Genomic DNA, 26,394 nt, shown 5'->3' with positions numbered 1-26,394 from the left:
GATGCTGCTCCTGTGAGTGTGTGGTCATTTGACGCTGAGGCGCAGATGTACAGCGCTGTCGTCGCCGACCGTGCCGAGTGCTTGGGCGATCAACGCGCTGATGTCGAGGCGGCCGAGCGAGCTGGTGGCGTCGGCGGTCAGTGGCTGCAGGACGGGGACGAGCTGGGTGAATTCGGGTCCGAGCCGGGTCATGGTGGCGTTCAACTGGTTCAGGAACGGCACGACACCATTGCCGGTGAGATAGTCGTGGGGTGCATCGCCCTTCTCGATCACCCGTGAGGCGGTGGTGATGAGCTCCTCGAGCCGCTGCCCGAGCAGTGACCAGTAGGGTCCGGACGCGGCGAGCGCGGGACCGGTCCAGTCCATGTCCGCACCCGTGGTCTGCAGGTCGGTGAGCAGCTGCCGGATTGTTCCCGTGCGGCTGAGCAGCGTCGCGGCCAGCAGCGAGGTGGCGCGCTCGAGCTGGGGCAGCTGTGCTTCGGTGCCGGTCAGCGTGGTGTCGAGAGTGTGGACCAGCGAGGTCATGGTGGCCGGATCGAGCTGGCGGATGAACTGGACCGCCTTGACCGAGAGATCCGGGATCAGCAGCGGCACCTGGACTTTCGCGGTATCGAGCTGTTGGCCGTCTCGCAGGTAGGGACCTCGTGTATCCGGCGGCTGGAAGTCGATATAGGGCTCACCGAGTGCCGACAGGTTCTCGATCTTGACCGCGCTCGAGACCGGAATATGGTGTGCGCCAGCGAATTCGAGACTCACCTCCACCCCGGCGGTGCCTCGCCGCACCGTGGTCACCGTGCCGATCGGGATGCCGGTCAGCAGTACCGGGGTGCCGATGCCGATGCTGCCGGAATTGGCCAGCACCATGCGAACTCGGGTGAGGTCGGCGAACGGGTCATAGCGCAGCACGCCCAGTCCGAGGTAGGCGATGCCGATGAGCAGGACGCCCGCCAGTGCGCCGAGGGAGACGATCGAGCTGGTTTTCGGTCGCCCGAGGCGGATTCTCATTGCACGGCTCCGATCATGCGCAGGGTGTCGAGAATCCGATCGGTGCGGTCGGTGACCGTCCCGGCCGTGTCATCGGCCGTGACCTGGGTCAGGTTCACCTTCGGTCCGCGCTGCGCGAACGGGATCAGCTTGTTCTGGATGAGGTCGATCAGCATCGTCAGATTCGACGGTCCGGCCAGATCCAGGGGGCGGGCGCTGAACAGCATCGGCACGTAGGCGCGCGTGGCGGCATCGGCCGATTGCAGCAGCGGTGCGAGCCACGCCGCCGAGTGCGCCACCGGTCCGAGATTGGTGAAGATGTACAGCACCCCGATCACCGACTGCGTCGAATCGAGCAGATGCCGAGTTCCCCTGTCTGTCAACATCTCATCCAGCAGCGGCAGATTCTCGGCGACCGTACCGTTCACCGCGGTGAGTCCGCTCAGCATCGCATCCAGGCTGCCCAGATCACCGGCGACATCGGTCAGATCCGAGCCCAGGACCCCGAAGATGCGGGCGGTGTCGCGGGGATCGCGCGGCAGGGCGGTATTGATCTGCCGCACCGTGTTCTGGATATCGGTGATCGCGCCGCTGCCGAGCGCGGTCGCCAATCCGGCGAGGGTGTCCTCGATCTGGGTGGATGGCCGGGTGCGAGCGAGCGGGATCACCGCGTCGGCGGCCAGCGGTGCGGCGGTGCTGCCCGGCTGACTGGTGAGCGCGATGCGGACATCGCCGAGCGGGGTCGATTGCTGCAGTGTCGCGGTGACATCACCGGGCAGTGATACCGATCGGGCGAGTGCGATATCGGCGATCACATAGCCGCGCACGGGTTTTCCCGCCGGATCGGTATCGATGATGCGCAGTCGACGCAGATTGCCGACCTCCACTCCATCGGCGATCACCTTGGCTCCCGGCGGCAGGTTCAGCGCATTCGGGAATTCGATGTGCAGTGGATAGGTATCCCCGGAGACCGTGGTGCCGGGTATCGGCACCGAGGACGGGTCGAACGCGCAACCGTTGACGGTCAGTACCAGACCTGCCAGCACGGCCGCGAGGCGAATCCGACGAGTGCGAATGCTGTTCATCGTGCCCCCAGCTGTCCCATGATCACCTGTGCCAGTGACACATTCACCATCCCGTCGGTGGTACTCGTGCAGGTCCCGGGTGTGACCGCGTCGATCGCTGCGCACACGGCCGCGGCGTCCGGTTGTGGAATCGCCACCCGTGGCGGTGCGTAGGCCATCGAGATCGCCCCGGTGGCGGGATCGATGACGGCCGCGAAGGCGCTCGACACCGCGGGAGCCAGTGCCAGCACGCCGTGCAGTCCTTCGACTCCGGACCGTATGAGCTGTGGCAGGTTCTCGACCGAATCGAGTCGGTGCAGCAGCGGACCTCCGAGGGTGACCGTGAGGTCATTGAGCGCGGGTAGCACGTCGACGAGCTTGTCGAGGATCGCGACTACCGGGGGCACCGCGATATTCGAGACATCGTCGAAGGTGCCCGTCAGCCGGGTCAGCATGTCGCGGATCTCCGGCCAGTACGTGGCGGCGTCGCGCGCGAGGGAGCCGACCGCGTCGATGAGGTCGCCGATATGACCGATCGCGGCGTCGGGGGAGTGCAGGGCCGTGCCGAGCCGGGTCAGAATGGCGTTGAGCTGTGGGCCGGTGTGCGCGGTCAGCGAATTCAGCGCGGTCAGGCCCTGCCCGACCGCGCCGGTCTGTCCAGGATCCGGTGTGCCGTTGAGCTCGTCGGCCAGCCGTGAGAGCGCGGTGAAGGTTTCCGAGAGGCTCTTCGGGGTGACCGTCCGGGTGATGCAGGTGTTCGGGTTGCGGCCCGCCCCAGTGGGTTCGGCTCCGATGAGCGCCAACCGGCGATTGGCGACCAGGGAATCGGCCAAGGTGGTCGCGCCCACGTCGTCGGGCAGCTTGCGTGACGCGGGAATCTCGAAGCTCACGCGCGCCGTCGCGCCATTGTTCGCGACCTTGGTGACCCGGCCGAGCCGCACACCCATGACCGTGACGTCGCTGCCTTCGAAAAGACCTATGGCATCGGGCATATCGGCGCAGTAGGCGCGCATCATCGGGTGCGGCCGCAGCGTCGTGTACACCCCGGCCGCGGCCAATCCGAGCACCACGACGAGACCGAAGGATACGAACGCGCGGGAGGAGAAGACTCTCGTGAGCATCAGCACCCCTTCCCCGGCACCGGCACACACAACGCAGGTGCGGTGATCGTGGAGGCCGATTGATCGACGGTGAGGCCCTGCGGGGTCAGTAGCCCTTGCAGGCGCTCGCCGAATCCGCGTACCGAATCCAGCAGCGTCCCAAGCTTTTCGCCGAGCTGATCGAGCGCCGGTATCGTGTCGATGAGCGCCTGTGCCGATGGCTTCAGGTCCGATTCCCACAGCCGTGCCGCGGGTGCGAGCTGGCCGACCAGAACGGCGACATTGCGCAGCGACTCCCCGACGGCTGCCTTGTTGTCTGCGATGACGGTCTCCAGGATTCGCAGCCGGGCCACCAACTGTCCGATCGCGGACCTGTTCGCGGCGATGGCCGTCACGTATTCGTCTGCGACACCGAGGGATCGAGAGATCTCGGCATTCTGCTTGTCGAGCAGGTCTACGATCGATCCCACCGCGTCGATCACTCGGCGCAGGCCCTCCGGGCTGCCCGCGGCGGCGGTGGTGACGGCGGCGAAGTTGCGGCGCAAAGTTTCGGCGTCGATCTGCTCGGCCGGGCGGACAGCGTCCTGGAACAGCTGCGGCAGGCTGTAAGGCAGTACTACCCGGTCCGCGGGAATCGGCGTCTTGCCCAGCGGTTTCGCACCGGCGGGCAATACCGCCACGTAGTGCCCGCCGACGATGGTGAGCATGCGCACCGACAACGTGGACTGATCACCTACGAAGACACCTTGCCGCACCGTGAATTGCAGTGCGACACGGTCGGATTCGAGGTCGATGGCTTTCACCTCGCCGACGGTGATCCCCGCGATGCGTACCTCGTCGCCGACCCGCAGCGCGGCGGCATCGCTGAGATAAGCACTGTAGGTGGCCATACCGATGTGGACCACCGACACCACACCGATGGCGATCGCGAGCACTGCCACGGTGATGAGCGTGGTGATGCCCCAGCGCAGGTCCCGGCGGCGGGCCGCCGGTTCATCGAGTGGTCCGGCGCGGCGACGCCGCAGTGGAATCGAGCGAATCAGCTGTTGCACAATACGATCCTTTGCCCGCCGATGAGCACCGCCAGCTGCTGCGGCACGGGCGCTGCGCCGTGTGAGCAGTTAAGGTCCACGGGAGACCCGGCCGGTGGAATCAGCGCGGTGAGTGAGTTCAGCAGCGCCGGAACCTGATTCAAGGTGTCGACGGCCTGTTTCGGGTCGGGGAAGGCGGTTTTGACGGCCCGGTTCAGCTCGGGGTTCGGATCGCCGGTGAGCCCAACGGTCCGCAGCAGGCTCAGCACCGGTGTGAGCACCGGGGGGATGTTGACGGCGAAATCGATGACTCCGCCGATACGTTCCTGCAACTGGACGAAAATGTCGGTGAGCCGCGCCATGATCGCCATGGCATTGCCGGAGCGGCCACCTATGATGTCCGCGGCCTGCGACAGGTTGCGGATCAGCGTGGACAGCACCGCTTGGCGGTCGGTGGTGTAGCGGGCGAGTTTCTCGATGGCATCCAATGCCGGACCCAAGCCGGTGCCGTCGCCTTCGATCACGCCCAGCATGCCGGTGCTGAAGGTATTGATGTCCTGCGGCGTCAGGGTCGCCAACACCGGCTGCAGACCGTTGAACAGCATGGTGATGTCGAATGCCGGAATCGTCTGCGCGATGCCGACGGTGGTGCGTGGATCGAGCCGGTTGGTCGGCGCGTCGGCAGGCTGAATGTCGAGATACCGCTGCCCGGTGAGACTTTGGAAGCGCACCGCGAACTTGGTGTTGCCGTAGAGGACACGATCGCTCGACACCGTGAACGTCACCTTGGCGTTCGCCCCGTCCAGGCTCAGCTCTCCGACCTTGCCGACCCGCACGCCATAGAGCCGCACATCGTTGCCCGCGCGCAGGCCGTTGGCATCGGTGAACTCCGCCGTGTAGGTGACCGAGTCGCCATCGATCGGGCGTTGCAGGACGGTGAATACGCCCACCAACAACACGATCATGACCGTGGCGAACACACCGAGGCGAATGCCCAGCGACAGTGGTGGTTTCATCGTTGTCCTCCGCCCGCGCGAGCGTCCAGCAGAGCCGAGAGCGGTACGGCCAGAGCGGGAACCCCGCGAAGGTCGACGGTGATATTGACCATCGGACCGTCCGGTGTCTCGGGCATGGCCGCACCCACCCGCCGCAGCAGTTCGGTCAACCGGTCGGAGGTCGCATCGGGATCGGGAACGGTGCCCGCCAGCGCGGACAACAGTGGCACGAAGACTCCCGCGCAGCCCGCGTAGTAGGCGTTCCCGGTGTCGAGCGCCCCGGTCAAGGCACCGATCAGATTATTGGCGACCATGCTCACGCTGGCGTCGAACTTCGCCAGCTTGTCGGGTTGACGCAGGTACGGGTCGGAGTACGGGGCGTTCAACACATCCAGCACGCCCTGCACCGTCGGCGGCACGCCCGCGAGGGTGGAGCCGTACTGGCGCAAGAGATATGACGAGGGCAGCCGCTGGGTATCTGCCACCGATTGTGCCGTGGTGACGATGGCCTGGAACAAGGGAGTGAACGCGCGGGTATCGCTGGCTATCCGATGCAGCACCGAAATCATCTGGGGTGTGACGACGTCATTGGTCAGCTGTCCCAGCGATCGCAGCAGCGTCGATATGGTGGCGTCGCGGGCGCGCACGGCACGATCACCGGTGAGGTCCACGACCGTCCGATCACGCAGTGGCGCGCCGCCCGAGCCAGGGCGCAACTCGATCTCGCTGACGCCGAACAGGTTTCCGGGTGCGTAATCGACGCCGAGCGCATCGGTGAGGCCCGTGATCTGGGTGCGGTCCAGCTCGATATGGATGCTCTGGCGTCCGGTGCCTGCGGTGGCGATGGCCGCTACCGACCCCACGCGCACGCCGTCCAGGCGGACGTCGCTGCCGGATTCGATTCCGTTGCCGACACTCTCGGTGAGCAGCTGCACGGTGACGCGATCGGGCGATGTTCGTTGCGGGGCGAAGTGCCAGCCGATCACGGCGGCCGCGGCGGCTGCGGCGGTGATGGCCCCGACCAGGCGCACGCACCATGGGGTGGCGCTCACCCCGGGAAGTCCGAATACAGGCATGCCTACCCCGAGAAGGTGATGGGGGCGTTGAAGCCCCACAGCACGATGGTCATGATCATGTCGAGCGCGACGATGGCGACCAGGCTGGCGCGGATGGCCCGTCCCGACGCGATACCGACGCCTTCTGGTCCGCCGGTGGCGAAAAACCCTTGGTAGCAATGGATCAGGATGACGGCCACGCCGAACACCGCGACTTTGAGTACCGCCGCCAGGATGTCCCAGCCGACCACGAAACTGGTGAAGTAGTGGTTGTAGACCCCGCTCGGTTCCCCGTGCAATGTCGTCACCACCAGTGCTGCCGACACATAACTGACGATCAGCGCGATCAGGAAGGTCGGCACGATCGAGGCCACCGCGGCGATCACCCGTGTGGTGACCACGAACGGTACCGACCGGATGCCGAGCGATTCGATGGCGTCGATCTCCTCGGAGATCCGCATTGCCCCGATCTCCGCGGTCATCCGGCACCCCGCCTGTGCCGCGAAACCGACTCCCGCCGCGATCGGTGCCAGCTCACGAGTATTCGCGAACGCGGACACGAGCCCTGAAACTTGGCCCAGCGCAACGGTGTTCAACGCACCGTAGGCCTCGATGCCGATCGAAGCGCCTACGGCCGCGCCCATGACCACCATGACGGCGGCGGTGCCGCCGCCGACGATCACGCTGCCGCGACCCCAGGTCATATTGGTGATGGTCACCACGACCTGCGAGCGATAGTGCCTGAGCGTCAACGGAATCGCCGCCAGCACCTGCCAGGCGAACACCAGCACGAAGCCGATCTCGTCCAGCGGTCGCAGCGGTCGCAGTCTGCGCACATGGTCCAGCGGGCGCAGCAGTACCGGAACATACGGCGCGGCCATCATGCCACCCGGGTCGGCAGAAACATGGTGGCCACCTGCGTGATTCCGGTATTGGCCACCGCGATGGTGACCACCGACAGAATCACCGCCGCGTTCACCCCATCGGCCACCCCTCGGGGGCCACCCCGGGCCTCGAGTCCGCGCTGGCAGGCGATCACCACCACGATGTAGCCGAAGATGACCGACTTGACCAGCGACAGCCACACATCCGCCGAGGAGGCGAAGCCGCCGAACGACTCCCAGTAACTGCCCGGTGTCACCCCCAGCGCCGCGATCGCCGCGATGTAGCCCGCGACAATGCCCACCACCAGAATCAGGATGTTCAGCAGGGGTGCGACCACCAGCATCGCCACCAACCGCGGTACCACCAGCCGTTGCACCGGATCGATTCCCATGACCCGCATGGCGTCGATCTCATCGCGAATGGTGCGTGCCCCCAGGTCTGCCGCGATCGCCGCGGATCCGGCCCCGCCCAACAGGATTCCGGTCGCCAGAGGTGCTCCCTGTTTGATCACCCCGAGTCCGCCCGCCGCCCCGATGAGCGAATTCGCGCCGAGCTGATGTACCACGTTGCCGACCTGCGCCGACACGATCACGCCGAACGGCACCGCCATCAACAGCCCCGGGATGGTGGTGACCGTGACCAGAAACCACGCCTGCCGCAACGCTTCTCGCGATTGTAACCGCCCGCGTGCGGCATCGGTGACCGCGATCCGCGTGGCCTCGAGCCCCGATCGCACCGCCCGCCCCAGCGTGCCGAGACTCGACCCCATGGTCTCGCCCGTGTTGGCTCGTAATGCCCGCAATGCGGGCGATCCACCCTTTGTCATGCTTCCTTCGCCGCGCCCACGCGGTAAGACCCGCATCGCGCACCTCCTGCCAACGCCCCGCATCGCCGCCGTCCCCGCGCGGCCGAACAGTGTGAACTGTCGAACACCACCGGGGTGGATGTGACTTGGCGAACACACTGTGGCCACACTCTGGCAGTAGACACAGCACTGTGTCAAGATTTCTCACGCGGTTTACCGGTGGTTAACCAGGTGTCCGGAGTTGCCCCCGGTTGGTCGGAGCTCGACAGCGTCATCGTGGACCGCCGCGATGCTTGCTGTCGAGCCGTGGCAATATTCTGGCAACCCACAGGAGGGCTGGTGGACCAGTAATGGGGCGTAACGCAGACGGGCCGGATGTTGTAAGGCTGGTTCTACTCAATGGCGTTGAAGTGTGGCGAAGCGCGAAGCTGTCGAACCTCGGTCCGCCGCAGCGCCGTGCTCTGCTGTGTGTACTTGCATTGCGGCGGCGGCAGTGGGTGCCGGTGGAGACGCTGGTCAACGCGCTGTACGACGGGGAGCAGCCGACGGGCGGTGTCGGGGTGGTGCAGACACATGTGTCGGCGTTGCGGCGGGTGCTGGAGCCGAACCGACCGCCGCGGACACCGCCTACGGTGTTGGTGTCCGGGCACGGCGGGTACCAGTTGCGGATCGAGGACGAGCAGTGCGATCTCGGGGTGTTCGAGCGGCTCGTGGCCGAGGCGGAGGCATTGCGGGAAGTGGGGGATTGGCACGGGGCGCAAGAGCGTTACGACACTGCGCTGGAAGTGTTTTCGGGGGAGGCGTTGTCCGGGATTCCGGGACCGTTCGCGGCTGGACAGCGGGCCGCGTTGACCGAGCGCCGACTCTCGCTCGTGGAGGATGGCCTGGAAGCGTCGGTGCTGGCGAATCGGTCCGAGCAGGTGATCGATCGGCTGCGCAGGTTCGTGGCCGAGCAACCGTTGCGCGAGCGGCCACCGGTGTTGCTGATGCGGGCGCTGCATGCGCGCGGGCGGCGGTCGGAGGCGCTCGAGGTGTACCGGTCGACGCGGCGAGTGCTGGTCGACCAGTTGGGTGTGGAGCCCGGGGTGGAACTGCGGGCAGTGCACGGGCAGGTACTGGCAGGGGTCGACAGCCCCGTCGCGCCGCCTGTTTCACCGCCCCCGGCCGGGGGCGAGCAGACTTCGAGCACACCGAGTCTGCCGATGTTCTCGGGCCGGGAATCCGAACTCGCGGTGCTGCGAGATTATGCTCAACGGGCCGCCCAAGGAACCGGTGCCTTCGTGGTGCTGGAATCCTATCGGGGGTACGGCAAATCGGCTGTGCTGCAAGAACTTCATCGGCGATCGCCGGATTTGCGGGTGGTCCGGGTCGGGACCGGTCACGCCGAGCGGGCCGGGCAGCCGCCGCTGCTGACCGCGATCTGTGATGCGGTAGCGGAGGATTCGGTTCGGATGATCGAACACGATGCCACCGATACGGAGTATGCCGATGCGCTGCTCGAGGCACTGGCCATGGCCGCGCGGGAGCGGGCGCTGCTGATCCTGGTCGATGACGTCTTCGACGCCGACGAGACCTCGGTGCGAGTGCTGTGCTCGGTCGCTGTCCGGCTGCACGCGATGGCCGTGCTGGTCGTGGCCGCGATGGAGGACCGGCAATGGGAACCGGATGCCGCGATGCGCCAGGCCGCGCTCGAACGCGCGGCGAACGAGATCGTGCGGGTCGGGGTGCTCGATGATCGATCGATCGTCGAGATCATCACCCGGAGACTGGGTGCGGTGCCGAGCCCGGATCTGGTCGAGGAGATCTGCCGGGCGACGGTCGCAATCCCCGACCTGCTGACGGGTCTGCTGGCCGATCTGCGCCGATTCCCCGATCGTGACGTGCTTCCCGCCTACCTTCCCGATGGTGCGTACTCGCTGGCGGTGCGTCGCCAATTGGAGACGGGCACACCGGAATTGCTCGCCACCTATCACGCGATCGTGGCGTTGCCGCCGGGCCGGGCCACGCTGCCGGTCGTCGCGGCGGTGGTGGGTGAGCCCGAGGCCGCGACCCGTGAGCGGTGCGAATTGCTCTATACCGCGGGGGTATTGCGGTCGGTGGATCCGCCGGTGTTCCGTCATCCGCTCATCGGCACGATGATCGGGAACGTGCTCAAACCGCGTGACGATGCGCGGATCCTGGTGGCCGCGGCCCGCCATGCGGTGTTGACCGGTCGACCCGCGCGCGAAACCGCCTCGTATCTGCTGGAACTGGAGGGGCCGCAATACGCGGAGTGGGTAAGTGTGCTCATCGCCGCGGCCGAGGATTGCGTCGCACGCCTCGACGCCGCGGACGCGGTCCGCCATCTCGAGGCCGCGCGGCGGATCGCGGTGCCGGACCCGCACGACGAAGTGTTGTTGCGGCTGGGTTGCCTGGCGCAGTTCACCAATCCCACTGCGGCGCGCCTGTATCTGGATGAGGCGCTGCGCGATCAACGCCGCACCGGGGGCGCGCCAACCGCGCTGGTGCCGCTGCTGTGGACCATGGCCACCCAGCGGCACGTCGATGCCGCCGCCGCGCTGCTCGCCGAGGTGCTGGCCGAGACCGAGGCCCGCGATCCGGTGGCCGCGCAGGCCGTGCACGCCTGCGAATGGGTGATCGCGGCATTGCGGCCGCAGACATGGTCGACATTCGTTGCCGCGCAACGCGAAGCGGTGGATGATCCGGTGGCCGCCGCGGTCACGATCCTCGATGACGCGTTCGGAGTCCGCATTCCGGCCGCCGACGCGCTGCGGTGTTTCTCCGGCGAACTCGGGCTGCACGCCGATGTGCTACCCCGGGAACTGACCGGGATGCACGCGCAGATCGCCCTGTGGGCCGATGAGCTGACCCTGGCCTGGCAGCTCGGGGAGCAGCGCGACCCGCGGCTGTTCGCCTCGGTGGATGTGCACCGCGCCGCCCTGCGCGCCGAAATATGTTTCCGGCGTGCGGAATTCGATCGCTCTCTGCTCGAATGCGGGCTGCTGGGGGCCTATGACGAGGATGGCGCAGCGGGATATCCGGCGACCCTGGCCACCTATCGTGCCTATGCGCTGATCGGCTTGGGCCGCGTCGACGAGGCCGAGCGCTGGATCGAGCACGCGGCCGCCACGGTCAATCCGGAGCTGTGGGAATGGCTGACGGTCAATACCGCGCGCGGTGTGCTGGCGTCCCTGCGCGGGCGCCCCCGCGAGTCGGCGGCCTGTTTCCTGGAGACCGGCCGCCGGGCGGTGGCCTGGGGACTGGATAATCCGGCGTTCGTGCCGTGGCGCAGTCTGGCCTCGGGGGAGTTGTTCCGTCTCGGCGATACCGGCCGGGCCGCCGAATTGGCCGCCACCGAACTCGAACTCGCACAACGCTGGAATTGCGATCGGAGCCTGGGCATCGCATTGCGCGCGGTCGCGCGCACGGCACCCGACGAAGAGCGGGTCACGCTGCTGGAATCGTCGGTTCGGCATCTGCGGCGCAGCGAATCGATCGTCGACCTGCTCACCGCGCTGCTGGATCTGGCCCGCCGCTATGCCGCGCGGGAACGCCGCGCGGACGCGCGCACGATACTGGCCGAGGCGTACGCCCTTGCCGAAGAACGGGGCGCGGTGATGTTCCTGACTCGCCTGGACGCCGAACGGCGCACGCTCGGAAACGAATCGGGGCCCGAACGCAGCGAGGCGACCATGCGCGCATAGGACGGCTCGAGGACCGCTCAACGTCGGGTGAACGCTCAGCTCAGCGACCGTTGTCGTGTTCGAGGCTCGGCAATAGGCTCGGTTGTGTACCAATTGATGACTGCCTATTTCGATTGGTGCACAACGGGATTCGGTGACGTGCAACTCGGAATCTGCCCGATTATCCGAGTGCGCCGCCGAATTCGGCCAAGGAGGTGAACTCAGAGAAATCGTGTTACTGCGCGTTGGCTGGTCCTTGCGGTCAGCATCCGGGTCGATATTTGCGGGCGGCGTTCCTCTAGTCTCCGGGCCGCCCGGTTTCCCTCACTCCACTACGACCCGGCTACACGTCCGAACCCGGCACTCGTGATCCCCCCACAACACGAGAGCCGGGTTCGGTTCGTTAACGGGGCCGTTCATCTGGACCACTGTTCAAAATGTGTTGAAAATCCCTGGAATGACCAGGTCAACGGCTGTAGGTGGAACAGAAATCGGCGATTATCGTCATGTCTCGTCCGAACCCGGCTCTTGGGAGGTACCCGTGACGAGTTCTGTTCCGAAGTCCGGCGACCATGTCGCGAACCGTGAATTGTCGCCACTGGATCGGGGACTGCGCATTCTGTCGTTCATTCAGGATCGTGGCTCGGTCACGGCGGCGGAGGTCATCGAGGCGACGGCGGTCCCGTCCTCCTCGGCCTATCGCTATCTGCGGTTGTTACGAAGCGCCGGATTCGTCTCCGAGATCGACGGCGCCCTGATTCCCAGTGCGCGCCTGGCCGACCGATGCGGGCACAACCATGCCGAGCTGATGCGGGCGGTGCGCCCGATCGCCGCCGGACTCGCCGAACAGACCGGGCTCGACGTCGCGCTCACCGTGCGCGTCCATTGCACTGCGGTATGTCTCGATGCCCGTCAATCAGGTTCGGCCACAGGTGCTTTGCGTCCCGGCGCGGTGCACAGCCTGCACGCGGGCGCGGGCGTCACACCGTTGCTCGCGGTCGCGCCCGAACCGATTCGCGGGCAGGTGCTGCGCGGGTCGCTGCGTCGATTCACCGCCTCCACCCCCGATTCGGTGGGGCTGCAGGGGGAATTGGCCGCAGCGCAAACGCGGGGATATCACCTCAGCCACGGCTGGCTCACCCCCGGACGCAGTGCGGTGGGGATGCCGATCATGGTCGCCGGGGCGGGTGTGGCCGCATTGTCGATGTCGGGCCGCTCCGGCGAGCTGGACGACCATATCGGTGCGGCGATCCTGATGCGGCAGGCGTTGGCCGAAATCGTTGTCGCACTAGAGAAGTCGTCCGATGAGACGGTGGCGTGAGCGCTGCCGATGGTTCAGAGTCGGCGGCCCAGCCGCAGGTCGATCGTGTCGATGACGGTGCGCTGCACCGCGGGACTGATGGCGCTGGCCAGCCACAGCATGTGGAAGGCGCCGTCGAGTCGACGCAGAGCGACATCCACGTTCGCCGCCGCCAGTTCCTCGGCGTACTGCTCGCCCTCATCCCGCAGTGGATCCAGCCCGGCGGTGATCACGGTGGTCGGCGGCAGATCGCGCAGGTCCTTTGCCAACCCGGGCGCGGCGCGGATGTCGAGCCGATCGGCGGGATCGGGCAGGTAGCAGGAGGCGAACCAGTCCAGCAGTTCGAGGGTGAGGTCGTAGCCTTCGGAGAAGATGCGCCGACTCATCGTGTCCGGTTCGGTCGGCCAGCGCAGCAGCGGAGTGATGAGTATCTGGTGGATGATCCCGCTCTCGTTCGCGGCCCGCCGGTGCTGGACCACTGTTGCGGCGAGCGCCGCACCCGCGCCATCACCAGCCACCGTGATCAGCTCGGGATCGATACCGAAGACATCGGCATGACGGATCAGGTAATCGGCTGCCCCACAGGCATCTTCAGCGGCGGCGGGGAAGGGATGCTCAGGTGCGAGCCGATAGTCGACCGAGACCACGACGCTGCCCAGGCTCGCGCACAGGGTGCGCAGGAAGGGATCATGGCTGTCCAACCCGCCGAGCACGAAACCGCCCCCGTGGAAATACAGGATTCCCGGCCGCGGCCTCGACACCAGAGCGGGGCGATAGATCCGCAGGGCCAGCAGTCCGGCCGCGGTCGGCATCGTCACGGTCACCACCGAGGGCACGTGCGGCGGTGGTGATGCGATTTCGGCCCAGCGGCGATCGGCGTAGCGGCGCTGGGTCGCTATCGGTGCACTGAAGAAGTCCGGGGCCGAGGACAGGTGGTTCAGTGCGAGGTGAGTGTCACCGGAGTAGTCGATCGCGCGGTGCCCGTTGCGGGGCTGGTCATTGTCGTCCGTCATCCCATTCTCGATTTCGTATTACGGTGTGCCGGTCGTGATTACGTCAGAAATAGCCGACGTCGCCAGGGGGCTTCGGTAGCGGGCGTGGATTGGCAGGGGATGCCGCCCGCGATGCGCCGCGCGATGAAGGCGATCACGCGGCGCTGGGCCAGCGAATTGATCGCGGTCGCCAGCCACAGCAGGTGAAAAGCGCCCGGCATTCGATAATGTGCGACATCGACGCCCGCATCGCTCATCGCCCGGGCGTAGAGCTCACCCTCATCGCGGAGCGGATCGAGTTCGGCCGTGATCACCGTCGCCGGTGGCAGCTCGCCCAGGCGGCCGCTCAGCGTGGGCGTGGCTAGCGGGTCGTGGCGGTCGTCCGGATCGGGCAGATAGCATTCGGTGAACCAATTCAGCAGTGCCGCAGTCGGATAGGTGCCGCTGGCGAAGGCCATGCGGCTGGCTGTCGCGGGTTGCCATCGGGTTTGCGGATTGATCAGCACCTGGTGGGTCGGCATCGCGGCCGTGCGAGTCAGCTGCGCCACCGTCGCGGCGAGTGCAGCGCCGGCACCGTCTCCTGCCAGTGTGAAGCGGCTTCGGTCGAGGCAGAAGCGGTCCGCGTGGTCGAATATGTATTCCGTTGCGGCACATGCGTCATCGATCGCCGCCGGAAACGGGAACTCCGGGGCCAGCCGATAGTCCACCGAGATCACCAGATGGCCGGTTTGGGCGGCGAGGGTGCGCAGGAACGCGTCGTGGCTGTCCAAACCTCCCAGTACACAACCACCACCGTGTAAGTACACGATGCCTGGTAGCGGCCGCGGATCATGAGTCGGCCGATAGGTCCGCAGCGCCAGCGGATTCACCTCACCCGGCATCGAGATGGTGGACACCTCGGCGAGCGCGGGACCCGGGCGAATCAACGCCGCGACCGCCGGATCGACGCGCCGATGACGTGGATCGGCGGGCGCTCGCCCCTGCTGACCGTGTGCGGCGAGCACCCCGAGCGCTCGCAGCGAATCTGCCGCGAAATCGTCGATCCGGGCAGGCCGTCGGTACTGAGTCATGCGGTCCCTCCTCAGTTTTGGCTCACGCGTTGCGAATTGCACCAAGGATCCACACGCCGCTCAAAAAACGTTGAACGACCGGGCAATGTCCAGGTGGCTGCTGGGGGTGTGCGCTCGGCCTGGGAGATCGGGGGCAAGGTGCGGGGGGTCGATCCCGTCTGCGAGTCGGCCCTCACGTGTAGCGGCGAGGTAGCGGTCGGTCAACACGCATGCCATGACGATGAGCAGTGCGGCCCATCCTATTGGTACACGCCAGTATTCGAGGGCGCGGCCCAAGGATTGATTCGAGTCCAGCAGCCACTTGTCGTAGCTCATGAAGGCGAAGATCGCTGCCCAAGCCGGCCAATTGCGGATCAGGGATTGCCGCAGCGTCACCGTCATCAGCAGCGGGAAGGCGAACATCGAGTAGTACTGCTGCCCCAGCGAACTCAGCAGGAACGATCCGAGCATCAACACCCCCGCCGTGGTGCCTACGAAGAACACTTCGTCGCGACGGTAATAGCGGTAGAGCAGCCAGAGGATCGAGACGATCAGGATAGCGGTTCCCGCGCGCAGGATCAGTGTCAGCGGCGGTGAGATTCCGTAGTAGCGGGCCATTCCGGAGATCGACGAGTTGAAGTAGTCGCGAATGTGCATGCTGTAGGGCAGATTTCGCTGAAAATACGCCAGCGGGTCCGTGGAGAGCGGCCACGCGATGGCGGTGATCGCGACCGGTGTGATCACCGCCGTAACGATGGTGGACCACTGGCGGCGAGCGATGGTGATCAGCAGCAGCGGTGCGAGCGTGGGCTTGACGGTGATCGTCAGTCCCATCACGAGTCCCGCCCGAATATTCCTGCGCGCGAGCAGCGCTCGCAGGAATACCGCTTCCAGCAACAGAATGATCCCGTTGACGTTGCCGAAAGTCAGAGTATTGATCGTCGCTTCGGACAAGAATGCGAAGGTCAAAGCGATCGGAGCGATCCCGGTATCGAGCCGATAGCCGAACATCCGGACCAGCACACAGATCGCCGCAACGATCGCGGCCGCGTTCACCACGACGAAGATCTGCCGGGCGACCTGTTCGTCGATGGGCCCGAGCGGCGCCAGCAACAGGGTTCCGCCGGGCGGATACAGGTAGTGCGGATCGGTGGTGTCGAGGTTCTCGGTATAGACGGGGCGATGGTGCAGGAATGCGGTCACCGCAAGACGAACCGGTCGGAAGTCGTCGGTGGCGTCGCCTGCGAATGCCCTGAAGACCACGGCGTCGAGCATTGTCAGAATGGCGATAGGCCACATGACTATCGGCAGTATCGTCGCGGGAGTAGTGCCTGCCGGTAGGAGAAATCGCCTGACCGATGCGACGGCGCGGATCCGCTCGCCACCTCGACGCGGGTCCATATGTCCTCCTCGGAAATTGCTCCTCCGTGATGCGGCAGGGAATTCCCAACGTTCCACCCACCGTTCAACGATCGCTGAAAACTCGTGCAACGCCGTGGTAAGAGCAATCCGGCGCGCGACGGCGGTCCCATAGGTGGTCACCGATCTGCGCGATTCCCGTGAGACGGGAGAACCGTTGTGCCCCTAGCCGATGCGCGGCTAGAAATCACTCGACCGGCGTTCTCGAATGGCCGGCACCAAGAAATCCGACGACCAATGGAGGAATCATGTTCTTGCCCGGTATCGGCAGCGCGGCCGGCCTCGCAGTTGCAAGTCTGGGAGCAATCCTGGGGATCATCCTGGCCGTCATCTGAGAACAGCTGCGCATTCCCGCCCGGGTTCCATCTGCTCGCCCGGGCGGGAATCCGCGGCCCACCGAAAGGGGATGTGCGAGTGCACGAATCGACCCACGGGACGGCTCTGGACAACGATCTACCCATCCCCGACCGCTGGCCACAGCGAGTGATCACCGCGACCGCGGCAACGATCGCATTGCTGGCGCTGGCATTCGCCGCCTGCGGCCCCGGCCCTGCCGACGCCGACCCGCGACCGCGATCTCTCGACCCGCTCGAGCAGTTCGTCGTGGTCCGCATGACCTACCCGCCCGAAACCTACATCCTGCGGCCCGGCCATGATTCCAGCGTCGGAAGCTACGCCAGAGGCACACCCACCCGTTGACTCGCCACCAGCGAGCGCAGCTTGCCGTCCACGGCGACGGGCAGGCTGTATCCCGACCTCTGCTATCGCCGTGACCCAGGCATTGGGCGGCCATCCGAACTGCTTGGGCGACAGCAAGTTCCCATTGCGCCCAGGCTGAAGTGAGCGGCTGATGAATCCTGTGCGTGCCGCATCGAATGTGAGGCATTGACCGACCGCCGTGGGCACCGGAGCCTCAGAATGGTATTCGTGCCCGGCTGGGCGTCAGCCCGAAACTGTTGCCGGACTGTAGAGATTGCGGTGCGTGTTTCATGAAGGATGACGAGATCATCGCGGCTGTGCGTCATATCCTGTTCAACGACATCATCTTCCCGGCGGCGGAGGAGCGCGACTACAAGATCGACCTGGATGACGGACTGCAACCCATCCACCATCTGGACGAGATCGCTTTTACCGAACTGCGCGAACAGGTCGGCAAGCGGTTCGGCATCGACATCCCGGAGGACGACTGGAAGCCGGAGAACAACAGTTCGGTGCGTCGGATCGTCGCCTATGTCAGCCGCCGTCTCCGAACCTGACTCTCCGGTTCCCGGGGCTGCGCGGTGTGTGCGAACCCGGGGCCACCGGGCAGGTACAGGAGTGCGTAGTACCCGCAGAATGTAGTCGAGCATGAGTTAATCCTGCTTCCAGGTTTGCTGAGTCAGGTAGTGCGATCGATTCAGATGCCGACGGCTCGTTGACTTTTCAGGCTCCACGCGTTCGCATCGAACCCTGACGCCTGCCAGCGGTGCGAGATGCCGCCGGAATTGCGGTAACGGAGTTGAGGGCTCCGCGGTCAGGTGGCGGCCGTGTTCGTGAAAGCTTTGCTCCGCCGTGCCCAGCGATGGGCGTCGGCGTTTCCCGCGACCAGCCCCGACGCAACCAATTAGGCGAGTCACATACGTATCAAACTCGCCGTGGCTGTTGCAGCCGGACGGTCCGAATCCTGTTGGTAGACAGAGCAGGTGGCGGCGAGGGTGCGAGCGCCGAGGCGGTCGATGCGGGCATCGGTGTGAATATCGTCTTCGCCGAGCGTAATCGGGCGATGGTAGGTGAGCGAGAGGTCGATGAAACGGACTGGGCCGGCGGTGATGTGGGCCGCGTCCTCGAGGGCTAGGCCGGCGAAGGCCGCAGGGATGCCGCCGTGGGCTATGCCCCAGGGGTTGGTCATCCAGGGGGCGGTGGGGGCGGTGAGAGTGACCCCGCCCGCGGACATCGGATGAGTGAGAGGGGTCAACAGGGCGGCCAAGGATGTTGGCGGGTGGGGTGGGGTGACGGCGTCGGCGGGATCGGTGGGGCCGATTTCGCCGGGCACTATGAGCATTCGGGCTGAGGCGCGGGCCACGGGGCGGCCATCGGCGGTGGTGATGTGGACTTCGCCGTACACCGAGTAGTTGTCGAGGTCGAGGATGCGCGAATGCGCTTCGATGATCTCGCCGGGGGTGAGGGCGGTGCTGAGCAGGTCCATGCGCAGGCCCGCGGTGCGGATGGCGACGGTGGGGGACAGGACCGTCTGGGTGGCGCGGCCGATGGTGAAATCGACCAGGGGGCCGAGGGATCCGGCGAGATGGGTGCCGGTGCGGGCTGTCTCGAGGGGCAACGTTTGCTGGGCGTGTACCCGTCCGGCGTCGGTCGCGACAACGCGGATTCGGAAGCGGCGCTCGGTGGGGAGGGTGGGGTAGGCCGAGACCTCGGTTGCGCGGCGCGCGGGATCGGCGGCGCGAACGGTGGTGGCGGGGGTGCCCGATCCCGGCGCGGCGGTGGTCGATGTCATGGAGGCCTTCCCGGCAAGGGCGGTGCTTGCCACCGGCGCTGGCGCGCCGTATCTTTTTGAATTGAAAATAGATTATATGACTCGGGCGGGAAGGTCGCGTTCATGGATCTGGGTTTGGCCGGGGCGCGAGTGCTGGTAACCGGTGGGGCATCCAATATCGGACGGGGGATCGTGCACGGGTTCGCGCGGGAAGGCGCGCGGATCGTGCTGGGGGATATCGACAAGGCGCAAGCCGAGCGGGTGCGCGCGGAAGCGCTCGTGCTCGGGGCGGCCGAAGTCGAGTTGGCGGTGGGGGACCTGACCGTCGAGGGCGCGGCCGAGGCCGCGGTGGGATGTGCGGTGCAGGCGTGGGGCGGGCTGGACGCGCTGGTCAACAACGCGGGGTGGAGCGTGCCGAACTTCCTTGCGCAGGACACCGATCGGGGGCGCTGGCAGCGCCTGGTCGAGGTCAATATCTTCACCGCTATCGCGTGCACACAGGCAGCCATCGAGCCCATGCGGGCCGCGGGCGCGGGGTCGATCGTATTCATCGCCAGCGACGCCGCGTTCGGGCAGATCCGCCAGGGCGTCTACGGCGCGACCAAGGCGGCGCTGCTGGCATTGGCACGCACCACCGCGCGTGAGCACGGTCGCCATGGCATCCGCTCGAATGTCGTGTGCCCGGGCCTGGTCATTCCGGAAGGCCCGGAAGCTGTTGGCGCGGACAGTCTTTGGGCAGCGGGACAGGACGCGGTCTTCAACGAGCAGCAGATCGATTTCCTGCGCAAGGACATTCCGCTGCGTCGGCTCACCGTGGCCCAGGACATCGCCAACACCGTGGTCTGGATGTCCTCGGAGTCCGCGGCCCGGCAGGTCACCGGTCAGGTGCTCTCGGTCAGTGGCGGATACACGATGCCATGACCGAGCCGAAATCCGAGCAGGGCAATGGCACCCGCGACCGCATACTCGCCGCCGCGGCGACGGTGCTGGCGCGCAACGGCTACGCCGGTACCCGGCTCAGTGATATCGCCCGGTGTGCCGAGTTGCGCGCACCCGCGATGTATTACTACTTCTCCTCCCGCGAGGAGCTGATCGGCGAAGTCATGGTGGTCGGACAGCGGTGGGTGCGCACGCACGTGTCCGATGCGCTGGCCGCCCTTCCCGGAGACGCCACTTCGCTCGATCGCATCGACGCGGCGGTTGAGGCGCATCTGCGGGTCGAGCTGGAACTGTCGGATTTCGCTCGCGCGGTGAGCCGCAACAGCGGCCAGCTACCCCCAGATATGCATGCCCCCGTCGCGGCGGAAAGTGCGCAGTACCACGCACTTTGGCGCGGTCTGCTGGAGCAGGGCCGTCAGGACGGTTCGATTCGCGCGGACCTGGATCTGCGTACCGCCCGCATGCTGGTGGTCGGCGCGCTCAACTGGGCGGCGGAGTGGTGGGACCGGGAGCGCGGCTCGGTCACCGAGGTGATCATGACCGCGCAGCTGCTCGTGCGCGGTGGCCTGGCGGCCTAGCGGTAACTGGGAGCCGCACAATCTCTGCTGGACAAATCAAATCTAATTTCAATTAAGCAATGAGAAGAAGTTCAGGAGGCCAACCATGCCAGAGGCATACATCGTCGACGCGGTCCGCACCCCGGTGGGGCGGCGCAAAGGCGGATTCACCGACACCCATCCCGCCGATCTCGGCGCACACGTCATTCGCCGCCTGGTCGAACGTGGCGATTTCGACCCCGGCGCCATCGAGGATGTCGTCTTCGGTTGTCTCGACACGATCGGCTCACAAGCCGGTGACATCGCGCGCACGGCCGCGTTGTCGGCGGGACTGCCCGAAACCGTGCCCGGGGTGACCGTCGACCGCCAGTGCGGATCCTCACAGCAGGCAGTGCATTTCGCCGCGCAGGCGGTCATGAGCGGTACCTCGGATCTGGTGATTGCCGGGGGTGTGCAGAAGATGACGCAGTTTCCGATCCTGAGCTCGTTCGCGGCGGGCGAGCCGTATGGCGCGACCGATCCGTGGGGCGGACGGGACTGGCAGGCCCGCTACGGCACGACCGAGATCTCCCAGTTCCGCAGCGCTGAAATGATCGCCGAACGTTGGGGTTTGAGCCGCGAGGATATGGAAGCCTTCGCCCTCGAGAGCCATGCGCGCGCCATTCGCGCTCAGACCGAGGGCCGATTCGATCGTGAGATCCAGCCGTTCGACGGTGTGACCCGCGATGAGGGCCCACGCGTGGACACCACTCCCGAGAAAATGGCCGCCCTGCGAACCCTGGTGCCGGACGGACGACTCACTGCCGCGGTGTCGAGCCAGGTGTCCGATGGTTCCGCGGCCCTGCTGATCGCATCGGAGCGGGCACTGACCGACCACGGGTTCACCCCCCGCGCCCGCATTCACCACCTCTCGGTGCTCGGCGACGATCCGGTGCTGATGCTCACCGCCCCGATCCCCGCAACCCTGCGCGCACTGGAGAAGACCGGCCTCACGATCGACGATATCGACGCCGTGGAGATCAACGAGGCCTTCGCCAGCGTCGTGCAGGCGTGGTTGAAAGATACCAAGGCCGATCCGGCGAAGGTGAACATCAACGGCGGCGCCATCGCTCTGGGTCATCCCCTCGGCGCGACCGGAGCGCGCTTGATGACCACCCTGCTGCACGAACTCGAGCGCACCGGTGGCCGCTACGGTCTGCAAACCATGTGTGAGGGCGGCGGTCAGGCCAACGTCACCATTATCGAAAGGCTCTGAGGTGCGACGGAGTCTGTACACCGCCGATCACGAGCGCTACCGCGAGGCCGTGCGCGAATACTTCGCACGGGAGGTGGTGCCCCATATCGAGCACTGGGACGAACAGTATCTGGTCGATCGAGATGCCATTCGATCAGCCGCCGAGAACGGGATCTTCGGGCTGTCGGTGCCCGCGGAATACGGTGGGTCAGGGGAGACCGACTACCGCTATCCGATGATCGTGCGGGAGGAATCCGCGCGGGTGTACGCCACCTCGTTCATGGTGACGGTCAGCATGCAGGAGGACATCATCCTGCACTACCTGCTGAATCTGTGTACCGAGGAACAGAAGCGGCGTTGGCTGCGTGGCTTTGCCACCGGCGACACCATCGGAGCCATCGCCATGACCGAGCCGGGGGCGGGCTCAGATCTCCAGGGCATCAAGACCACGGCCGTCCGGTCGGGGACTGATTGGATTCTCAACGGGCAGAAGACTTTCATCTCCTGTGGCACCAGTGCCGATATCGTGATCGTCGCGGCCCGCACCGACCCGCGGGCGGGTTCACGTGGTTTGAGCCTTTTCGTGGTCGAACGCGGCGCCGAGGGATTCAGCAGCGGTGCGCCACTGCGAAAACTCGGTCTGCACGGTCAGGACACCGCCGAGCTGTACTTCGACAATGTCGTTGTGCCACAGGAGAATCTGCTCGGCACCGAAGGGCGCGGCCTGTTTCACCTGTTCGACAATCTCGTCCCCGAACGGATGGGGATCATTGCCGTCTCCTATGCCGGAGCGCGTCGAGTTTTCACCGATACCGTGCGATACACCCGCGAGCGCAAGGCTTTCGGGCAAGCGGTCGCGGATTTCCAGCACACGAGGTTCGAACTCGCGGAAATGGCAACGGAATTGGATGTCGCCGAGGCGTACGTGGACAAGGCGATCCTGGCCTACAACGGCGGGGAACTCACCGCCATCGATGCCGCCAAAGGCAAGTGGTATCTGAGCGAGTTGCAGAAACGCGTCATCGACCGCTGCCTGCAACTGCACGGCGGCTACGGCTACATGCTCGAGTACCCGGTGGCGCGCATGTACGCCGACACTCGCATCCAAACGATCTACGCGGGCACCACCGAGATCATGAAGGAACTCATCGGTCGTGATCTCGCAAGCGGTCGCTGATTCGTTCAGGCGGTGGCGCGGCGGGTGCGGCGTTTGGGTTTCGCGGTGTCGCTGTCTTCCGCCTCGGCGGACAGCCCGTTGCGCACCATGGTCTGCGCGGTGCGCACCACCGCGTCCAGTGAGCCGCGGCGCGGATTCCACCACTCCGCTGCCCAATTGAGCGCACCGAGCACCAGCATGCGCGCCACGCGCGGATCGAGTTCGGGCCGCAGCAGCCCTTCGGATTTGGCGGCGCTGAACAGCGCGCGCCAAATATCGCCGTAGGCGTTTTCTTCGGCGACCTGGCGGGCACGAATGCGCTCGGGAATCTGCCCGGCATTGCGAATCGCGGCCGTCGTGTAGTCCGAGATCTCGAGTTCATGGCGCAGATGCGCTTCGACCGCCGCGTCGATGCGATCCAGCGGTGCGGTTTCCGGCGGCAGTGCGTCCAGTACCGCGGTGACGTGTTCACGCATGCTCGCCACCCCGGCCCACATGACCTCTTCGATGAGGTCCTCGCGGGAAGGGAAGTGGTAGTAGATCGCGGGCGCCTGCAGATTCGCCTGCTCGGCCACATCCGAGAGCCGGGTGCCGCCATAACCCTTGCGGCTCAATACGAATGCGGCCGCGTCCAGAATGCGAGTGCGGGTGCGGGCGGCCTTGGTCTCCGCGGCGGTGGGCGGAGCGGCGGGCGTCTCGTCGATCGCGGCGGATTTTCTAACCACATGTCGACTATACGGCTATCGCAGGTCAGCACTCGCCAGCCCGCGCCGCAGCGGTTCTGCCAGCGCTGGAGTGTGCCGCACGGGATGTAGGAACTGTTGACCTGTGTCACTTTCTGAATCTATATTAAATTCAAAACCATCAAGGAGTATGGGTGTGAAGGTCTTCGGCAATCTGGACGAATTCGCCGCTGCGGCAGGCACCGAACTGGGGACCAGTCAGTGGCTGGACATCGACCAGGAACGGATCGACGCGTTCGCGGACGCCACCGGTGATCAGCAGTGGATTCACGTCGAGCCGGACAGGGCCGCGGCCGGGCCGTTCGGTGGCACCATCGCGCACGGGCTGCTCACGCTGTCGCTGCTGCCGGTGCTGAACCATCAGCTGTACACGATCGAAAAGCTTTCCATGGCAGTCAATTACGGCTTCGACAAGGTGCGCTTCATCGCGCCGGTGCCGGTGAACTCGAGGGTCCGGGCGAGCACACGCCTCGAGTCGGTCAGCGAAGTGCCGGGCGGCATTCAGGCCACCCTGATCACCACCATCGAGATCGACGGCGCGGCCAAGCCCGCCTGTGTCGCCGAGTCGATCGCCCGGTTCCTCGCGTGAGCGCCGCGAGCGGGTTGCTCGATGGCCGGACCGCGATCGTCACCGGCGCGGCGGGTGGTATCGGGCTGGCGGTGGCCGAACTGTTCCACGCGCACGGCGCGGCCGTCGTGCTCGCCGATCTGAACGAACCCGGTGTGCGCGCTGCGGCCGAGGTGGTCGGCGGCCGCGCGATTGGCATGAAATGTGATGTCTCCGAACAAGAGTCGATGCAGCAACTGGTCGATGAGACCCTGCGCTGGTCCGGGCGGCTCGATGTGTTCGTCAACAATGCCGGTGTCACCCGCGATGCGTCGCTGCGCAAGATGACCACCGACGATTTCGATACGGTGATCGCGGTCCATCTGCGCGGCGCCTGGCTCGGCGTGCGCGCGGCCTCGGCGGTCATGCGCGAGGCCGGTGGCGGATCGATCGTCAATATGTCCTCGCTCTCGGGCAAGTCCGGCAATCCGGGGCAGAGCAACTACAGCGCCGCCAAGGCGGGCATCGTCGGGCTCACCAAAGCATCGGCGAAAGAGCTGGCGCACAAGGGTGTTCGCGTCAACGCCATCCAGCCCGGCCTGATTCGCACGCCCATGACCGCCGCGATGAATCCCGAGGTTTTCGCCGCGCGCGAGGCCGACATTCCGATGAAGCGGGCGGGCGAACCGAGCGAGGTGGCCGGTGCGGCCCTGTTCCTGGCCTCGGATCTGTCCAGCTATATGACCGGTGCGGTCCTGGAAGTCGGTGGGGGGCGATTGATGTGAGTGATACCGTGCTGACCTCCCGCGCCGGTGATGTCGCCACCCTGACCCTCAATCGTCCCGAACAACTCAACGCCATCACGGTCGAGTTGGGGCGCGCATTGGAACACGCACTGCTCGACGCGGCCCGCGACGCGCGCGTCATCGTCATTCGCGGCAGCGGTGGAAACTTCTGCGCCGGTGGCGATTTCCGCGAACTCGAACGACTGCGCGCCCAGGGCCGCGAGGCGATGGCGCGCCTGTTCACGAACTTCGCCGCCGCCTGCTCACTCATCGGCACCTTGCCGGTGCCGGTGGTCTGCGCGGTCGAGGGATTCGCGATGGCCGGTGGTTTCGAGCTCGCCCAGGCCGCCGATATCGTCCTGCTGCACGAGAACGCGATACTGGCGGACACGCACACCAAGTTCGGTCAGATCCCCGGCGGTGGCGGTAGTCAGCGACTGCCTCGACTGGTCGGCCGCCAGCGCGCCCTCGCGCACATTCTCACCGCCGACCGGCTCACCGCGGCGGAGGCGTTGGACTGGGGCCTGGCCTACCGTGTCTACGCCGCCGCCGAATTCGACACCGCCGTACCCGCTTTCGCCGCACGACTGGCGCGGCGCGACCGCACCGCGCTCGCCGCATCGAAATCTCTTGTCCAGCAGGGATTGCGACTGCCCTTGGCCGAGGGACTCGACCTCGAACAGCGCACCGTTCTGGACCACCTCGCCGGTGGCGATGCGGGTGCGGGCATCGCGGCCTTCACCGCGCGCGATCAGTCCGACCGAAACGCCCACGGTGAAAGGACATCACGATGAGCGACTCACCACCGGACCGCGCACCGGTGCTGCTGGAAATGGCCGACAGCGGTATCGCCCGCATCCGGCTCAACCGCCCCGAGGCCTCCAATGGCATGGATGTGCCGTTTCTGCGTGCCCTGCACGCCACGATCATGACCTGCCACGGCGATCGGTCGGTCAGGTCGGTACTGATCACCGGGAACGGTCCGAACTTCTGCGCCGGTGGTGATGTGCGGGTCTTCGCCGCCAAAGGCCGAGCGCTCCCGGACTACCTGCGTGAGGCGACCGCATGGTTGCAGATCACCGTCTCGGCGCTGCTCGAACTCCAGGTCCCGGTGATCTCGGCCGTGCACGGATTCGCGGCGGGCGGAGGTGGTTTCGGCCTGGTCTGCGCCTCGGACTTCGTCATCGCCGCCGAATCGGCGAAATTCATGTCGGGTGCGGTGCGGGTGGGCATGGCCCCGGACGCCGGGGTGTCGGTGACGCTCACCCAACTGGTCGGGCTCCGCAAGGCCATGGAACTGCTGCTGACCAATCCGACGCTGAGCGCCGCGCAGGCTCTCGAGATCGGTCTGCTCACCCGGGTGGTCCCCGATGACGCGCTCGAGATCGAAGCTCTCACCTACGCTGCGCACTTCGGCGATATGGCTCCGAAAGCCGTTGCCGCGGTGAAGCGCCTGGTGTGGGGCGGCGTGGGCGCGAGCGTGCCGGAACGGCTGGCGGAGGAGGCGCGGACCGTCGCCGAGCTGTCCGGTACTCAGGATTCGCTCGAGGGACTGGCCGCGGTCATCGAACGCCGCCCGCCCGTGTTCGTTGGGAAGTGAT

The 26,394-nt window shown here is 66.2% G+C and carries 25 protein-coding genes; 12 read left to right on the top strand and 13 right to left on the bottom strand.

Annotated features, from left to right (window positions below):
* Positions 1 to 24 precede the first annotated feature (24 nt).
* Genes ACFC4D_RS21135 through ACFC4D_RS21100 form a run of 8 tightly spaced genes read right to left on the bottom strand, consistent with a single transcriptional unit; the run spans position 25 to position 7,940 of the window.
* Positions 25 to 1,005: an MlaD family protein gene (locus ACFC4D_RS21135; RefSeq protein ID WP_376065599.1), complete on the bottom strand. Its 981-nt coding sequence runs from the start codon at positions 1,003 to 1,005 to the stop codon at positions 25 to 27.
* The gene (locus tag ACFC4D_RS21130; protein WP_376065596.1) at positions 1,002 to 2,069 is read right to left on the bottom strand and encodes an MlaD family protein; all 1,068 of its coding nucleotides are present in this window, start codon (positions 2,067 to 2,069) and stop codon (positions 1,002 to 1,004) included. Before ACFC4D_RS21130 ends, ACFC4D_RS21135 begins: the two co-directional genes overlap by 4 nt.
* Positions 2,066 to 3,169, bottom strand: coding sequence for an MlaD family protein (locus tag ACFC4D_RS21125; protein WP_375956680.1), 1,104 nt, complete (start codon positions 3,167 to 3,169; stop codon positions 2,066 to 2,068). The genes ACFC4D_RS21130 and ACFC4D_RS21125 overlap by 4 nt, the downstream gene beginning before the upstream one ends.
* Positions 3,169 to 4,200, bottom strand: coding sequence for an MlaD family protein (locus tag ACFC4D_RS21120; RefSeq protein ID WP_375956683.1), 1,032 nt, complete (start codon positions 4,198 to 4,200; stop codon positions 3,169 to 3,171). The genes ACFC4D_RS21125 and ACFC4D_RS21120 overlap by 1 nt, the downstream gene beginning before the upstream one ends.
* A complete protein-coding gene (locus ACFC4D_RS21115; protein ID WP_375956686.1) occupies positions 4,188 to 5,195 on the bottom strand; it encodes an MlaD family protein in 1,008 nt (335 codons plus the stop codon). Before ACFC4D_RS21115 ends, ACFC4D_RS21120 begins: the two co-directional genes overlap by 13 nt.
* A complete protein-coding gene (locus ACFC4D_RS21110; RefSeq protein WP_376065593.1) occupies positions 5,192 to 6,250 on the bottom strand; it encodes an MlaD family protein in 1,059 nt (352 codons plus the stop codon). The genes ACFC4D_RS21115 and ACFC4D_RS21110 overlap by 4 nt, the downstream gene beginning before the upstream one ends.
* 2 nt (positions 6,251 to 6,252) lie before the next feature.
* Positions 6,253 to 7,113: an ABC transporter permease gene (locus ACFC4D_RS21105; RefSeq protein ID WP_375956691.1), complete on the bottom strand. Its 861-nt coding sequence runs from the start codon at positions 7,111 to 7,113 to the stop codon at positions 6,253 to 6,255.
* The gene (locus ACFC4D_RS21100) at positions 7,110 to 7,940 is read right to left on the bottom strand and encodes an ABC transporter permease (protein ID WP_376065591.1); all 831 of its coding nucleotides are present in this window, start codon (positions 7,938 to 7,940) and stop codon (positions 7,110 to 7,112) included. The genes ACFC4D_RS21105 and ACFC4D_RS21100 overlap by 4 nt, the downstream gene beginning before the upstream one ends.
* Before the next feature lie 389 nt (positions 7,941 to 8,329).
* Here ACFC4D_RS21100 and ACFC4D_RS21095 point away from each other — a divergent pair, with 389 nt between their 5' ends.
* Positions 8,330 to 11,623, top strand: a complete 3,294-nt coding sequence (locus ACFC4D_RS21095) for a BTAD domain-containing putative transcriptional regulator (RefSeq protein WP_375956697.1) — start codon at positions 8,330 to 8,332, stop codon at positions 11,621 to 11,623.
* A 520-nt stretch (positions 11,624 to 12,143) separates the two neighbouring features.
* Positions 12,144 to 12,923: an IclR family transcriptional regulator gene (locus tag ACFC4D_RS21090; RefSeq protein ID WP_375956700.1), complete on the top strand. Its 780-nt coding sequence runs from the start codon at positions 12,144 to 12,146 to the stop codon at positions 12,921 to 12,923.
* Positions 12,924 to 12,937: 14 nt separating this feature from the next.
* Here ACFC4D_RS21090 and ACFC4D_RS21085 read toward each other — a convergent pair whose 3' ends face one another.
* Genes ACFC4D_RS21085 through ACFC4D_RS21075 form a run of 3 tightly spaced genes read right to left on the bottom strand, consistent with a single transcriptional unit; the run spans position 12,938 to position 16,485 of the window.
* Positions 12,938 to 13,915, bottom strand: a complete 978-nt coding sequence (locus ACFC4D_RS21085) for an alpha/beta hydrolase (protein ID WP_375956702.1) — start codon at positions 13,913 to 13,915, stop codon at positions 12,938 to 12,940.
* A gap of 38 nt (positions 13,916 to 13,953) precedes the next feature.
* A complete protein-coding gene (locus ACFC4D_RS21080; RefSeq protein ID WP_375956705.1) occupies positions 13,954 to 14,964 on the bottom strand; it encodes an alpha/beta hydrolase in 1,011 nt (336 codons plus the stop codon).
* A gap of 60 nt (positions 14,965 to 15,024) precedes the next feature.
* Positions 15,025 to 16,485 (bottom strand): glycosyltransferase family 87 protein, encoded by a 1,461-nt coding sequence (locus ACFC4D_RS21075; RefSeq protein WP_375956708.1) that lies wholly within the window; start codon positions 16,483 to 16,485, stop codon positions 15,025 to 15,027.
* Between the two features lie 291 nt (positions 16,486 to 16,776).
* On the opposite strand from ACFC4D_RS21075, the gene ACFC4D_RS21070 reads away from it, so the two are divergent.
* Positions 16,777 to 17,061, top strand: a complete 285-nt coding sequence (locus tag ACFC4D_RS21070; RefSeq protein WP_375956710.1) for a hypothetical protein — start codon at positions 16,777 to 16,779, stop codon at positions 17,059 to 17,061.
* Between the two features lie 290 nt (positions 17,062 to 17,351).
* Positions 17,352 to 17,618, top strand: coding sequence for a hypothetical protein (locus ACFC4D_RS21065; RefSeq protein WP_375956713.1), 267 nt, complete (start codon positions 17,352 to 17,354; stop codon positions 17,616 to 17,618).
* Positions 17,619 to 17,974: 356 nt separating this feature from the next.
* On the opposite strand, the gene ACFC4D_RS21060 is transcribed toward ACFC4D_RS21065, so the two are convergent.
* Complete coding sequence (locus ACFC4D_RS21060; RefSeq protein WP_375956716.1) at positions 17,975 to 18,853, bottom strand: PaaI family thioesterase; 879 nt, start codon at positions 18,851 to 18,853, stop codon at positions 17,975 to 17,977.
* 102 nt (positions 18,854 to 18,955) lie between these two features.
* On the opposite strand from ACFC4D_RS21060, the gene ACFC4D_RS21055 reads away from it, so the two are divergent.
* From ACFC4D_RS21055 to ACFC4D_RS21040, 4 genes are all read left to right on the top strand, one after another.
* Positions 18,956 to 19,753, top strand: coding sequence for an SDR family NAD(P)-dependent oxidoreductase (locus ACFC4D_RS21055; protein ID WP_375956719.1), 798 nt, complete (start codon positions 18,956 to 18,958; stop codon positions 19,751 to 19,753).
* Positions 19,750 to 20,349, top strand: a complete 600-nt coding sequence (locus ACFC4D_RS21050; protein ID WP_375956722.1) for a TetR/AcrR family transcriptional regulator — start codon at positions 19,750 to 19,752, stop codon at positions 20,347 to 20,349. The genes ACFC4D_RS21055 and ACFC4D_RS21050 overlap by 4 nt, the downstream gene beginning before the upstream one ends.
* 85 nt (positions 20,350 to 20,434) lie before the next feature.
* Complete coding sequence (locus tag ACFC4D_RS21045; RefSeq protein ID WP_375956724.1) at positions 20,435 to 21,583, top strand: acetyl-CoA C-acetyltransferase; 1,149 nt, start codon at positions 20,435 to 20,437, stop codon at positions 21,581 to 21,583.
* 1 nt (position 21,584) lies between these two features.
* Entirely contained in the window at positions 21,585 to 22,739 is a 1,155-nt protein-coding gene (locus ACFC4D_RS21040; protein ID WP_375956727.1) for an acyl-CoA dehydrogenase family protein, read from the top strand.
* A gap of 5 nt (positions 22,740 to 22,744) precedes the next feature.
* Here ACFC4D_RS21040 and ACFC4D_RS21035 read toward each other — a convergent pair whose 3' ends face one another.
* Positions 22,745 to 23,443, bottom strand: a complete 699-nt coding sequence (locus tag ACFC4D_RS21035) for a TetR/AcrR family transcriptional regulator (protein ID WP_375956729.1) — start codon at positions 23,441 to 23,443, stop codon at positions 22,745 to 22,747.
* A 154-nt stretch (positions 23,444 to 23,597) separates the two neighbouring features.
* Here ACFC4D_RS21035 and ACFC4D_RS21030 point away from each other — a divergent pair, with 154 nt between their 5' ends.
* The 4 genes from ACFC4D_RS21030 to ACFC4D_RS21015 are packed head-to-tail and all read left to right on the top strand — an operon-like array spanning position 23,598 to position 26,393.
* Positions 23,598 to 24,050: a MaoC family dehydratase gene (locus ACFC4D_RS21030; protein WP_375956732.1), complete on the top strand. Its 453-nt coding sequence runs from the start codon at positions 23,598 to 23,600 to the stop codon at positions 24,048 to 24,050.
* Positions 24,047 to 24,793: a 3-oxoacyl-ACP reductase FabG gene (gene fabG / locus ACFC4D_RS21025; protein WP_375956734.1), complete on the top strand. Its 747-nt coding sequence runs from the start codon at positions 24,047 to 24,049 to the stop codon at positions 24,791 to 24,793. Before ACFC4D_RS21030 ends, fabG begins: the two co-directional genes overlap by 4 nt.
* On the top strand, positions 24,790 to 25,587 hold the full coding sequence (locus ACFC4D_RS21020; protein WP_375956737.1) for an enoyl-CoA hydratase/isomerase family protein: 798 nt from the start codon (positions 24,790 to 24,792) through the stop codon (positions 25,585 to 25,587). Before fabG ends, ACFC4D_RS21020 begins: the two co-directional genes overlap by 4 nt.
* Positions 25,584 to 26,393, top strand: coding sequence for an enoyl-CoA hydratase/isomerase family protein (locus tag ACFC4D_RS21015; RefSeq protein WP_375956740.1), 810 nt, complete (start codon positions 25,584 to 25,586; stop codon positions 26,391 to 26,393). The genes ACFC4D_RS21020 and ACFC4D_RS21015 overlap by 4 nt, the downstream gene beginning before the upstream one ends.
* Position 26,394: the final 1 nt, after the last annotated feature.

The sequence above is a fragment of the Nocardia sp. NPDC056000 genome (assembly GCF_042269265.1).
Taxonomy (GTDB): Bacteria; Actinomycetota; Actinomycetes; order Mycobacteriales; family Mycobacteriaceae; genus Nocardia.
This window is presented reverse-complemented; position numbering and strand designations above follow the sequence as displayed.